The sequence below is a fragment of the Actinoalloteichus fjordicus genome (assembly GCF_001941625.1).
GTDB lineage: Bacteria > Actinomycetota > Actinomycetes > Mycobacteriales > Pseudonocardiaceae > Actinoalloteichus_A > Actinoalloteichus_A fjordicus.
The window spans coordinates 5,567,837-5,580,168 of record NZ_CP016076.1 but is presented as its reverse complement, the minus strand read 5'-3'; the positions used below and the strand labels follow the sequence as shown (position 1 = coordinate 5,580,168).

At 71.0% G+C, this 12,332-nt stretch carries 12 protein-coding genes; 3 read left to right on the top strand and 9 right to left on the bottom strand.

Going from position 1 to position 12,332, the window contains the following annotated elements; all coding sequences use genetic code 11:
• Positions 1-14: 14 nt before the first annotated feature.
• The 3 genes from UA74_RS23740 to UA74_RS23730 form a co-directional block, all read right to left on the bottom strand.
• A complete protein-coding gene (locus tag UA74_RS23740; protein WP_075742232.1) occupies positions 15-329 on the bottom strand; it encodes a hypothetical protein in 315 nt (104 codons plus the stop codon).
• Positions 330-483: 154 nt separating this feature from the next.
• The gene (locus tag UA74_RS23735) at positions 484-966 is read right to left on the bottom strand and encodes an Asp23/Gls24 family envelope stress response protein (protein WP_083683549.1); all 483 of its coding nucleotides are present in this window, start codon (positions 964-966) and stop codon (positions 484-486) included.
• Between the two features lie 272 nt (positions 967-1,238).
• The gene (locus UA74_RS23730) at positions 1,239-2,054 is read right to left on the bottom strand and encodes a pyrimidine reductase family protein (protein ID WP_083683548.1); all 816 of its coding nucleotides are present in this window, start codon (positions 2,052-2,054) and stop codon (positions 1,239-1,241) included.
• A 35-nt stretch (positions 2,055-2,089) separates the two neighbouring features.
• On the opposite strand from UA74_RS23730, the gene zapE reads away from it, so the two are divergent.
• The gene (gene zapE, locus UA74_RS23725) at positions 2,090-3,160 is read left to right on the top strand and encodes a cell division protein ZapE (protein WP_075765509.1); all 1,071 of its coding nucleotides are present in this window, start codon (positions 2,090-2,092) and stop codon (positions 3,158-3,160) included.
• Between the two features lie 414 nt (positions 3,161-3,574).
• Here the strand turns inward: zapE and rocD are convergent, their stop codons facing one another.
• Positions 3,575-4,867 (bottom strand): ornithine--oxo-acid transaminase, encoded by a 1,293-nt coding sequence (gene rocD / locus UA74_RS23715; protein WP_083683546.1) that lies wholly within the window; start codon positions 4,865-4,867, stop codon positions 3,575-3,577.
• 500 nt (positions 4,868-5,367) lie between these two features.
• On the opposite strand from rocD, the gene UA74_RS23710 reads away from it, so the two are divergent.
• Complete coding sequence (locus UA74_RS23710) at positions 5,368-6,195, top strand: SGNH/GDSL hydrolase family protein (RefSeq protein ID WP_075742229.1); 828 nt, start codon at positions 5,368-5,370, stop codon at positions 6,193-6,195.
• Positions 6,196-6,402: 207 nt separating this feature from the next.
• Here UA74_RS23710 and UA74_RS23705 read toward each other — a convergent pair whose 3' ends face one another.
• The 5 genes from UA74_RS23705 to UA74_RS23685 form a co-directional block, all read right to left on the bottom strand.
• Positions 6,403-7,038 carry a helix-turn-helix transcriptional regulator gene (locus tag UA74_RS23705; RefSeq protein WP_075742228.1) on the bottom strand — a complete coding sequence of 212 codons (636 nt, stop codon included), beginning with the start codon at positions 7,036-7,038 and terminating at the stop codon, positions 6,403-6,405.
• A gap of 291 nt (positions 7,039-7,329) precedes the next feature.
• On the bottom strand, positions 7,330-8,124 hold the full coding sequence (locus UA74_RS23700) for a DUF427 domain-containing protein (RefSeq protein ID WP_075765507.1): 795 nt from the start codon (positions 8,122-8,124) through the stop codon (positions 7,330-7,332).
• Between the two features lie 145 nt (positions 8,125-8,269).
• Positions 8,270-8,749, bottom strand: a complete 480-nt coding sequence (locus UA74_RS23695; RefSeq protein WP_075742226.1) for a peroxiredoxin — start codon at positions 8,747-8,749, stop codon at positions 8,270-8,272.
• Positions 8,746-9,561, bottom strand: coding sequence for a DUF1295 domain-containing protein (locus UA74_RS23690; protein ID WP_075742225.1), 816 nt, complete (start codon positions 9,559-9,561; stop codon positions 8,746-8,748). The genes UA74_RS23695 and UA74_RS23690 overlap by 4 nt, the downstream gene beginning before the upstream one ends.
• Complete coding sequence (locus UA74_RS23685; protein ID WP_404799949.1) at positions 9,558-10,190, bottom strand: class I SAM-dependent methyltransferase; 633 nt, start codon at positions 10,188-10,190, stop codon at positions 9,558-9,560. The genes UA74_RS23690 and UA74_RS23685 overlap by 4 nt, the downstream gene beginning before the upstream one ends.
• Before the next feature lie 680 nt (positions 10,191-10,870).
• On the opposite strand from UA74_RS23685, the gene UA74_RS23680 reads away from it, so the two are divergent.
• Positions 10,871-12,022 carry a family 1 glycosylhydrolase gene (locus UA74_RS23680; RefSeq protein ID WP_198042845.1) on the top strand — a complete coding sequence of 384 codons (1,152 nt, stop codon included), beginning with the start codon at positions 10,871-10,873 and terminating at the stop codon, positions 12,020-12,022.
• Positions 12,023-12,332 lie beyond the last annotated feature (310 nt).

Below are 12,332 nucleotides of genomic sequence, written 5' to 3'. Positions count from 1 at the left end.
GGGCGGGACCGGATTCATCGGACGCGGGACGGGCGCCGTCGCCTGCCCGCCCAGCAGCGGAGGCGACGCATCAGCCTGGTGCCGGCCGTGTCGCGCCTGCGAACGACGATGGGGGCGTCGAAGCGATCAGCGGGCGAGGGCCTGCCTGCGGGGTCGGCGCGATGACGTCCGGACGCCTCGAGGCCGAGTTCGGCCCGGCGACGGGCCTCCTGGAGGCTGCGCAGGCCCTCGGCGAATCGGTCGGGATCGCCGCCGAGGTCGGGATGGTGCTCGCGGACGAACGCGCGGAGTGCCGCCCGCTCCGCCGACGCAGGCCGCCGGGCGGTCATCGGCGGCTCCGATCGGCTCTGGGCCTCTCGGACGGCGGCGCACCACCGGGACCGTCGTCCGCTCGTCGGCGCCGGGTCGAGCCGTCCGCTCGATCCGCGCGTCGCAGGTGCGATGCCGATGGCGCTGCAGCGGGCGGCCCGGCGGACGGCCCGGTCATTCGACTCGGGGAGAGGCGGGCTCCGGCCTCTCCTCCTCGGGGAGCCGGATGTCGTTCACCGCGATGTTGACCTCGATCACGTCGAGCCCGGTCATGCGCTCGACGGCGGTCACGACATTGCGACGCACCGCCCTGGCCAGTTCGGCGATGGACATGCCGTACTCGACGATGATGTCCAGGTCGACGGCCGCCTGCCGTTCACCGACCTCGACCTGCACACCTGCGGTGGCCGAGGTGCCGCCGCCGGGAATCCGCTCGCGCAGCGCCCCGAACGCACGGGACACCCCGCCGCCCATCGCGGCCACGCCTGCGATCTCCCTGGCCGCGATGCCCGCCACCTTCTGCACCACGGCGGGGGAGATGCTGGTCTTGCCCGCCTGTCGCTCGCCGGCCGCCCAGGCATGCGTCGGCCCAGACAGCAGGCTCACATCGATCGTGCCCGGCTCGTCGTTGCGAGTCACCCCGCTGCTCGCTGCCATGGCAGTGGTCCTTTCGTCGCCCGACCGTGCCCCGGTGCCGCCTCGCCGGGGCCGGGCTGACACCGGTCTTCCACCGAGGCAGGGCGCGCATGGTCTGTCCGCCCGTGGTGCCCGCGAGGGACCAGACCTACCCGACCCCACCCCATCGGGTGGTCCCGGACTCACCCGTCCGAAGGGCGCCTGCGAAGCGGCCGGCGGTGTCCCAGGGCGAGGCCGGCTGCCCGGCATCGGCATCGAGCCGCGCCGGGCGAGGCGATGAGCCGACGGCCGGATCAGCCCTGAGTCCGCGCGTGGCGGAGGAAAAGCTGGCCGTCGGCGTGCAGTACCGAGCGCAGGGTCATCGCGCTCGGCGGCCGGACGGTCGGCGCGGCGGCCGAGATCCGGGGCGCGGTGCCGCCCTCCAACAGCGGTGCGACGGTGAGGCACAGCTCGTCCACGACGTCGGCGGCGATCAACGAGCCGAACAGCCGAGGACCGCCCTCGCAGCAGACGCGGCGCAGGCCTCGCCCGTCCAGCTCAGCCAGCAGGGCGACAAGGTCGACGGCCTGGTCCCCGACGATCACCACGTCGGCGCCCGCGCTCGTCAGCGCGCGTCGGCGGTCCCGCCCGACGGCGTCCGTGGTGAAGACGATCGTCGGCGCGTCGACCGAGGCGTCGCCGAACAGCCCGCTCGCCGGGTCCAGATCACCGGTGGCCGTGACGACGGCGATCGGCGGGAGGGAGGTAAGCCCCAGCCTGGCGCGTCGCTCGGCCCGGCTCTCCTGCGGCCGCACCGCCCGGTACCCCTCGGCCACGGCGGTCCCGGCGCCGACCAGGATGACGTCCGAGAGGTCACGGAGCAGGGCGAGCATCCGGCGGTCGGCCGGGCTGGACAGCGAGCGGGAGCGGCCGTCGACCGCGCTGGCGGCGCCGTCGAGACTGGTGACGAAGTTGACCCGCAGCCAGGGCCGGTCCAGCGGCTCCGGATAGGCGTAGACGGCCTCGACGTCGAGTTCCGACAGTGCCCGGCCCGGCTCGGCGGCCTGGGCGGCGCCGGGCCCGACTGTGGTGCTGGGGGTCTCCGTCGTGGCGATGAAGAGGCTCTGCACGATTCCATCCTGGTGCGAGGATTAGGCTCAAGGGCATGCCCGCCACCCATCTGACCGACCGCTCCCCTGAGGTCGGACCGGACGAGCTGGTGGCGGCGATGTGTCCGCCGCCGAGATTCGACGGCGTCCGCTTCGACACCTACCTGCCCGACCCGGCGCAGCCGAGCCAGTCGGCGGCGCTGACGGCCTGCCGCGAGTTCGCAGGCCGAGTCGGTGCGGGCCGCGCGCGCCGGTCGTGGTGGCAGGCGCTCACCGGAGCCGACAGGCCACAGGCGGGCAGGCCAGGACTGTATCTCGACGGTGGTTTCGGCGTCGGCAAGACGCACCTGCTCGCGGCGATCTGGCACGAGGTGCCCGAGCCCAAGGCCTTCGGCACCTTCGTGGAGCTGACCCACCTGGTCGGAGCGCTGGGCTTCGGCGAGACGGTGCGCAGGCTCTCGGAGTACAGCCTGCTCGCGATCGACGAGTTCGAGCTGGACGATCCCGGTGACACGATGCTGGTCACCAGGTTGATCGCCGAGCTGACCTCGGCCGGGGTCTGCGTGGCGGCGACCTCCAACACGCTGCCGGACCGTCTCGGCGAGGGGCGCTTCGCCGCAGGCGACTTCCTGCGGGAGATCCACGCCATGGCGGAGCGTTTCGAGATCGTGCGGGTCGACGGCGCCGACTATCGGCACCGCGGCCTGCCCGACGCCCCGTCGCCGGTGTCCGATGCCGTGCTGCGAGAGCGGGCCGACGCCCTGGCCGGTGCGAGCATCGACGACTTCGACGAGCTGTGCACGCACCTCGGCACGCTGCACCCTTCTCGATACGGCAGGCTCGTCGACGACGTGAGCGTCGTCCACTTGCGGGGCGTGCGTCCCGCCACCGGCCAGGATGTGGCGCTGCGGCTGGTGTCCTTCGCCGACCGGCTCTACGACCGGGCGGTGCCGGTGGTGGTCTCCGGCGTGCCGGTCTCCGAGCTGTTCACCGAGGAGATGCTGCGCGGCGGCTACCGCAAGAAGTACCTGCGGGCGATCAGCAGGCTGATCGCGCTGTCTCGGGCCTCGACCGATCTGGATCAGGACGCGGCGCCCGCACTGGCCCGGCGGAGCAGGCCTGCCTGATCGGCGGATCGGCGGCCGCTGATCGGCGCGCGGCCGAGGCAGGGCGGCTCGGCTCGGCGATGCTGGTCGGGCGGGCAGCGGTCCGCCCGACTCGGCCGTCGGCGGCGGGCGGTGATCGTGACGACGGTCGTCGGAATGCGTTCTCCGGCGGGGCGGCGCTGTCGCGGTCGCGCCTCGGTGCGCAGCCGCACACCGCGACGCGCGAGCCGCCAGGTTGGCGATCAGCGCCGCCGCTGCAGCAGTCGTGGTGCGGAGGGTGTCGAACAGTCGAAGAAGGCGGCGAGCAGTCATGATTCGATGATCGAACAGGTGTTCGATCTTGGCAAGATATCGATCGAGTGGCATACCGGCTGCGCCGCAGCGCGGCAGTACTCGACCGAACCCGGCTTCGCCCGCCCGCCCCCACTCCCGCGATCAGCGCGACAGGACCTCGCCGACGGCGTCGACGCCCTCGTCCAGCTCCGACTCGGTGATGACCAGCGGCGGCGCGATCCGCAGGGTCGTGTCCTGAGTCTCCTTGCACAGCACGCCACGCTCCAGCAGCGCCGCCGTCGCCGCCCGTCCGGCGGGGCCCTCCGGGGCGATCTCCACCCCGGCCCACAGGCCTCGGCCGCGAACCGCGCTGACCCCGTGCCCGACCAGCTCGCCGAGCCGCCGATGAAGGTGCGCGCCCAACTCGCGGGACCGCTGCTGGTACTCGCCGGTGGCCAGCAGGCGGATGACCGCCCGGCCGACGGCGCAGGCCAGGGGGTTGCCGCCGAAGGTGGACCCGTGCTCGCCGGGGCGCAGGACGCCGAGGACCTCCCGGCGCCCGACCACGGCGGAGACGGGCACGATCCCGCCGCCGAGCGCCTTGCCCAGGGTGTAGAGGTCGGCGCGAACCCCGTCGGCGGAGCTGGCGAGCAGCTCGCCGGTGCGGGCGAGCCCCGACTGGATCTCGTCGGCGATCAGCAGCACGCCGTTGTCGTCGCAGATCCTGCGCAGCTCGGCCAGATAGCCCGCCGGGGGGACCACCACGCCCGCCTCGCCCTGGATCGGCTCCACCAGCACGGCGGCGGTGTGCTCGGTGATCGCCTCGGCCACTGCCTGCGCCGAGCCGTAGTCGACGACCACGAAACCCGGGGTGAACGGCCCGAAGTCGGCGCGCGCCGTCGGGTCGGTGGAGAAGGAGACGATCGTGGTGGTGCGGCCGTGGAAGTTCGACCCGGCGACGATGATCTCGGCCCGACCGTCCGGCACGCCCTTGACCTGATAAGCCCACTTGCGGGCGACCTTGACGGCCGACTCGACGGCCTCGGCGCCGGAGTTCATCGGCAGGACCAGCTCGGTCTCGGTGAGTTCGGCCAGCTCACGGCAGAACAGGCCCAGCTGGTCGTGGTGGAAGGCGCGGCTCGTGAGTGTGACGCGGCCGAGCTGCTCGACCGCCGCAGCGACGAGGTCGGGGTGCCGATGGCCGAAGTTCAGCGCGGAGTAGCCGGCCAGGAGGTCGAGGTAGCGCCTGCCGTGCACGTCGGTCACCCACGCGCCCTGTGCCTCGGCGATGACCACCGGCAGCGGGTGGTAGTTGTGCGTGCTCCACTGCTCGTCGAGGGCGATGTGCTCGGCGGCGGCGAGGCCTGCCTGGGCGGTGCCCGCTGCTGCGGAGTGTGTCTCGGCGGCGCCGGTCGCGGAGGGACTGATCGCCGAGTTCTCGGTGGTGGCCGTCATGCGCCTCAGGCTAGAGGCCGCACGGGCGAATATCAGTTCGCGAATCCCGGTTGACCTGCGCGGTCTGTTGCGTATCCATCCGTTTCAGCGACGCCTTGTTGTGTGATCGGCTCGTGCGGCGATGCAGATCGCTTCGGCGAGGTCGTCCGGTCCGCGGTGGGGGTGCTGTGGTGCGCTGCAGGCGATCCTGCAGGGCAGGCGCCTGCCGAATATCGCCGTGGTCCCGTCGGCGGGTGTCGCATGAACCGCTCGGCGTTCCCGATCCGGGTCCGCCGCAATTGTCATAATCTCTTCACATTGCCAACACATGGCCCAGCCAGGTAGCCCCTCAACGGGTGAGGCCTAGCGGGGCGGTGTCACCGACTGTCGGTCGATTCGCCGCCTGATCTCTGCCTGGCCGGGTGGTCCTTGGTCCAGACGGTCAGACATGGTGTCGGAAACTTCCTCCCCGAATAGGTGCGTGGTACGTAGTGATCTCACGTATCTACTCGGAGGTAACCGTGCGTTTTGCTCGCATAGCCAGCGCTTTTGCCGGTGCGCTGATCGCCGTCTCCTTGGGGGCACCGGCCGCGTCGGCCGAAGAGACGGCCCCTGCCGCCCCCGTCGACTACGTCGCCCTCGGCGACTCCTATGCCTCGGGAACGGGGATAGGCGACTACGACCCGGACAGCGGCTCGTGTCTGCGAAGCCCCGGCGCCTATCCCGAACTCTGGGCCGCGGCGAACGAGGTCTCCTCCTTCACCTTCGCGGCCTGTTCCGGCGCGGTCACCGACGACGTCGTCGCCAACCAGCTCGGCGGTCTGGACGCCGACACCGACCTGGTGAGCATCTCGATCGGCGGCAACGACGCCGGATTCGTGGAGGTGATCACCACCTGCACGATCCTTGGCACCGCAGGATGCCGCGACGCGGCCGCCGAGGCGAACGCCTACATCCAGACGGAGCTGCCCGCGCAGTTGGACGCCACCTACGCGGCGATCCGCAGCGCGGCGCCCAACTCCTCGGTGGTCGTGCTCGGCTACCCGCGCCTCTTCCACCCGACCGGGGCCTGCATCCTCTCCCAGGCGTCGCGCGCACTGCTGAACGACACGGCCGACCTGCTCGCCGACGTCACTGCGGCCCGCGCCGGGGCGGCGGGCTTCACCTACGCCGACGTGCGGACCCAGTTCGACGGCCACGGCGTGTGCGCGAGCACTCCGTGGATCAACTCGATCGCCTGGCCGATCAACGAGTCCTTCCACCCGAACGCGGTCGGACACGCCCAGGCCTACCTGCCCGCGTTCAGCAGTGTCGCGCCGAGTTCGACCGCCGTCCTCGCAGCGGGCTGACCCGGCGACGACGTAGCGAGAGGACGCACCGAGCGGACGGCAACGACCGACCTCGCCGACCACCACCGTCGTGACCGCCGGAACGTGCCGTCGGGCTCCGCTACCGGAGCCGACGGCACATTCGCGCGATCTACTGTGGGGCTCCGGCGCCATGGCCTCGGTGAACGCACCTGATGAGACGTCCGACGGGCGAAGGCGCCGCTGCCTTCAGATCTCGGCGAGGCTGATCAACCCGTCCTGTAGGGCCCTGGCGAGCAGGTCGGTCTTGGTCGAGGCAGGCCTGCCCGCGTGCTCGTACTTGAACCTGATCCGCTCCAGATAGGAGCTGACCGTTCGAGCCGAGAGCTGAAGTTCGGTGGCCACCGAGGACTTCGACCGGCAGCGCAGCCAGGTACGCAGGACGTCGACCTCGCGAGGCGAGAGCGCCGGGATCGCGACCACCGGCAGCTGCGACGTCGTGCCGCCGCGCGCCGCCAGCCGGGTGGCACTCACCAGCTGGCCCCTGGTCACCCTGCGCGGCAGACACCGCACGCTCGCCGAGTCCGTCTCGGCCCACGGCCAGGTGCCCGCGTGCAGCAGGACTCGCCGTCCCGCCTGTGCCAGTCGCCGCACCTCGGCCGCGCGTGCCGTCGGCTCGCCGTGCTGCAGGCCGAACAACACGACCTCGGCGCTGAGTCCCGGACCGGTCCAGGCGACCGACGGGTCGGGCCCGCCCGCCACCACCGAGATCGCGGGGCTCGCGAGCTGGTACCAGGCGGCGAAACCCGCAGTGATCGCGGGCTCGTCATGGATGATCACGACAGTGATCGGTGCATTCGTGTTGACGACAGCAGTCTCGGACACCCGCGCCTCCCGGCCGCATCGAATCGCGGCGTCCGAGGACTCCTCGTCCCCGCCTCGTCCGCGAACACGGCGTGAACCCGTGTTAGGCCCTGACACTAGGAAGCGGCGGTAAATAATCGGCTGGTGTCGGACGTATGCACTGCGCCTGACGGCGGCCAGATGTTCGGCCGTCGTTCCACGGCTCGGCGGGGGCAGGCCCGAGAAGCTGCTCAGACCGCGGGTGGACATCGTGTCGGGCCCGGTCGAAGGGCGCTGTCGGTGCGGGCCGGTTCGCTGGTCAGGCCGCGTCGGTCACGTCTCGACCGTCACCGACACCGCCGGGCCGGCGAAGCTCAGCATGCCCACAGCCGGTCGTGCCTCCGCGAGCGGCTCGGGATAGCTCCACGCCACGTCGTCGGCATCTCCCGCATCGGCCCGGAAGTGGAAGTAGCTCGCCTCTCCCTTGTACGGGCAGGTCGTGACGGTCTCGGAGGGGGCCAGGAGTTCGGTCGCCACGTCATCGGCGGGCAGATACCAGCGAGCGGGCAGTCCGGTCTCGAACAACACGACGGCATCGGTGCTCTCGCCCACCGGCACGTCGTGGATGCGCACCGTCACCCGTCTGCCTGACCTCCGTGCGTCCACTCGGTGGAACGGATCGCGCGGGTGTGCCGGGAGCCGCTCGTCCTCCTCGAACCAGGCGTCGAGCCGATCATGGTAGAAGGCGACCAGCCCTCGGAGGTCCGGGCAGCCCGGCACCGGCTCGGGGTAGGACCACACCGCGTCGTGGACCACCCGATCGCCGACACGCAGGTGCCAGTACCGGGCGTCGCCCTTGAACGGACACCGCGTCCGGTGCTCGCTCTCGACCAGCACCCCTGGAACGACGTCCTCGATCGGCAGGTACCACTGCGGCAGCAGCCTCGTCTCGTGCAGCATCCTGGCGCGGACGGTGTCCACCACGATCTGCCCGGCGAACTCGCCCCTGATCCGGCGATCCAAATCATGCACGTAGAGCACGTGTCCCGGCGCGGCGGCACTCAGATCGAAGTTCAACTCGCCTGCGAGGGGCTTCGCGAACGGACCGTTGCCCATAGTGAGTGACATGTGATCGACGATAGTGACCGAGGGGTCTCCTGTCCGGTTCGCGACGGGCGAATCGCCGGGACGACGCGGCTGCGGCGGTATAGGGACGACAGAAAGCCGCCGCACCTGCGGCGTCGACGGCCCGTCGTGAACCCGACAGCGGGGATCAGCTCTCCTCGGGTGCACTCCCGCTCTGCGCGTGAGCCCGCAGAGCCGCCAGCGCCTTGTCGGCATGCACCGACATGCGGATCTCGCTCTTCACCACGGCGATCACCCGCCGGTCGACGCCGATGACGAACGTGTGCCGCTTGATGTCCATCGGACCGAACCGGCGGCGGACCCCGAAGAGGCGCGCCACGTCGCCGTCGGCATCGGAGAGCAGCGGATAGTCGAAGGTGTGCTTCGCGGCGAACTCCTGCTGCCTGCTCACCGAGTCGCCGCTGATTCCCACCCGCACCGCACCCACCTCGCGGAACTCCGCCCCCAGATCGCGAAAGTGACAGGCCTCGGTCGTGCAGCCGCTCGACATCGCCGCCGGGTAGAAGAAGAGCACCACCGGGCCGTCTGCGAGCAGCTCGGTCAGGGAGCGTGCCGTGCCCTGTTCGTCGGGAAGCGTGAAATCAGGTACCAGGTCTCCGGTGTTCACCTGTCGACTCGCTTTCTCTTCGGCGGCAGCGGCAGAAAGCCGCTCGTGGTGGTGACGTAGTGGGCGTAGCCGGGACGACGCAGGCGAAGCTGTCGCTCCAGCAGCGGCTTGCCGGTCCCGCCGGCCAGGAGGAAGGTCATCAGCAACGGGGCGGGCAGGGTCAGCAGCGCGGGCCAGCCCTGGCAGGCGACGAGGAACAGTCCCCACCAGACGGTGGCGTCGCCGAAGTAGTTCGGATGTCGGGTGTACCGCCACAGACCGGTGTCCAGCACCTGGTGGGCGTTGGCCGGGTCTGATCGGAAGCGGGTGAGCTGGTGGTCGCCGACCGTCTCGAAGAGGAAGCCGATCAGCCACAGCACCACGCCCGCGACCAGCAACGGCGTCATCGGATCGGCCAGGAACTGCCCGACCTGAACCGGCGTCGAGACCAGCCACAGCACCAGACCCTGTGGCAGATAGACCACCCGCAGCAGATGCAGGCGCGGATCGCCCGCCGCGCGTTCGCGGATCTCCACGTAGCGCCGGTCCTCTGGCTCGCCTCGGGAGCGCCGCGCGATGTGCGTCGCCAGTCGCAGACCCCAGACGGAGGTGAGCACGGTCGACAGAACGCGGGTCAGCTCCTCGCCGTGCCCCCGCGACGATGCGAAGGTCACCAGTGCGATCACGACGAAGCCCGCGCCCCAGACGACGTCGATGCCGTCGTGGCGTCCGCGCCGCAGGCCGATCAGGAAGGCGCCGAGCATCACCGCCGCGATGACGGCCGCGTTCACCCCGAGCGTGAGGAGCAGCGGGCCCACCGCCTCCGGACTCATGCGGCGAATCCCCGTTCCAGGCTCGGCACCAGCTGATCGCGTCGATCGGCGGGCATCAGACCGTCCCCTGCGGGGGTCGGCCGCACCGCGAGGATCTGATCGACACCCATCTGGTTCTCGGCGAAGGCGAGGCCGTCGCCTGCGAGGTACAACCGCCAGACTCGGCAGCTCTGCGGCCCGATCAGTCGCGTCGCCCGAGCCCGGTCCGTCTCCAAGGTCCTGGCCCAGGCGTCGACCGTCGTGACGTAGTGCTTACGCAGCGACTCGACGTCGCGCACTTCCAGTCCGGCCCGTTCCAACAGTCCGATCGTGCTGCCCGACGGGCGAATGTGCATGTCCGGCGTGATGTAGGACTCGATGAAGGCACCGCCTCCCGGCGCGTTCGCGCCCCGGCTCATCTGTCGGAGGAGCAGCCTGCCGCCGGGCCGCAGCAGGCGATGCAGCGTGGTGACGTACACGGGGTATTGGTCCTCGCCGACGTGTTCACCCATCTCGATGCTGGCGACGGAATCGTAGGGCTGATCAGCAAGCTCCCGGTAGTCCTGGGGCCGCACAGTCACCCGAACGGTGATGCCCAGTTCGACGATCTGTCCCCCGACGTGATCGAACTGTGACAGAGACAGCGTCACGCCGGTCACGTGCACGCCATGCCATCGCGCGGCGTGCAGGATATGCGAGCCCCAGCTTCCGACAGGCCAGCTCCAGCTTGTCGTACTGGTCCTGCTCCAGCGCGGCCTCGGCCTGGTCGGGGGTAGGGGCGACGGCCGGTGCGGCGATGTCGCCGTCGGTCGTCGCCCGCGCGGCGGAGATCGATCCGGAGTCCCGGTCGGGCCGGTCTCACTGCCGTCCCAGGCGCGAATGCGCAGCGGGGGCACGGTGCCGATCAGCCGCTCGACCAGCATGCGGATGCGTCGTGCCGTGGAGTCCTGTCCAGTCGTCACCGCGCCGTTCACCACGTCGTCTCCTTCGTCTCGTCTCCAAGACGTTCGGGACACGACCCGGATCGGATCGTTCGGTGGCCACGGGGCCGAGCCGCTGAGGCTCTGTCGGCGGCGATCGGCTACGGAGGACAACACGACGTCGTCTCGGTGCTCTCGCTCTCGACGGTCCGTTGGCCAGCACTGAGCCAACGGGATCGCCTGGCAGCAGAAGACGATCTGCACGACGCAGACGACCGTAGGAGCCAGGCGGGGCCGCCGGACGTGTCGTCGCACGATGTCACGATGTGACGGTGCGGCGACGGACTGTGCTAGGTGGTGCTGCGGCGGTGGTCGCGGGGATGGTGACGGGAGAGGCGACAGGTATGGCGGTGGGCGAGACGACTCAGGTCGCGGGCGATCGTGGCTGGTGGTGGGGTGCGGCCTCGTCGTCTGTGCAGGATGAGGGGGCCTCGCCTCGGGACGACTGGTCTCGGTGGGAGGAGGCAGGGAAGGCCCCGGCGTCCGGGGCGGGCACCGGGTTCCGGGAGCGGTACCGCGAGGACCTGCGATTGATCCGGTCACTGGGGGTGACGCGGTATCGGACGTCGGTGTCGTGGGCTCGAGTGGTTCCGGAGCCGGGTCGGGTGGACCGGGCGGAGGTCGAGCACGTCCGGCGGGTCCTGACCGCGGGGCGGGAGGCGGGTCTGCAGATGTGGTTGACGCTGTTGCACTCGGCGATACCGAGGTGGTTCGCCGAGGAGGGCGGGTTCGCCGGGCCGACCGCGGCGGCTCGGTGGCGGGAGTGGGTCGAACTGGTCGCGGCGGACTTCGGCGGCGAGGTCGACGGCTGGATGCCGATCAACAATCCTGGCTCCTACGCGATGAAGGCATACCTGAACGGGACGTTCCCGCCCGGGGTGCGGGACCTGGAGGTGTTCGCGCGGGCGCTGGAGGTCATGCATCGATGCGATGCGCAGGCCGCGGTGATGTTGCGGGAGGCGACCGGACTGCCGGTGACCTCTAACCAGTCGTTGGCGCCGTTGTGGCCTGCGGACGACAGCGCGGCGGCCGTAGCGGCGACGGCGCGGTTCGACGCGTTGCTGTGGTCCTGGCTGCCTGCCGCTGCCGCATTTGATCAGATCGGATTCTCCTACTACTACGGTGCGGCGATCGCCGGGGACGGATCGCTGCGGCCGTGGCCCGCGGATCGGGCGCCGGGGCCACTGGGGTACGTGCCCTGGGCAGACGGGCTGGGGATCGTGCTGGATCGGCTGCACACCGCGCTGCCAGGTCGGGAGCTGGTAATGGCTGAAGTCGGGTACGGCGGGAACGACGACGCCGCGCGAGGGGAGTACCTGCGGGCCGTCGACACACAGCTGCGTGCGGCACGGGCGCGCGGCATGAATCTCACGGGCGCGTATCTGTGGACGCCGATCGACAACTATGAGTGGCTGGCGGGCTATGACGTGCCGTTCGGGGTGTTGGACGCTCATCGGCGGGAGCGATCGTCGGCGCGAGTGTTGCGCGAGCTGATCGGCTGAGCCCGGCCCGGACCACCGACGGGCGGGGCACCGGGTCGGTGGCGGCCGAGGCCAGGCCGCGCGAGGGGTGCAGCGGCGGCTGCGTCGGCGGTCCGCCAGATCGGGGGCCACGGGGAGCGCAACGCGGATGCGGATCGCCTCGACGGCCCGGGGCTCGGCGTCGGCGCTGAGGAGGATCTGGACGTCAGACGGGTCCGGCGCTCGGCTCGTTCGGGCCGCGGGCCCGGTCGAGCCCGATCACGGCTCCATACCGTGGGCGTTGACGAAGTGCAGCGGAACCTGCGGCGGGTCCGACGGTGGCGGCCGTCGG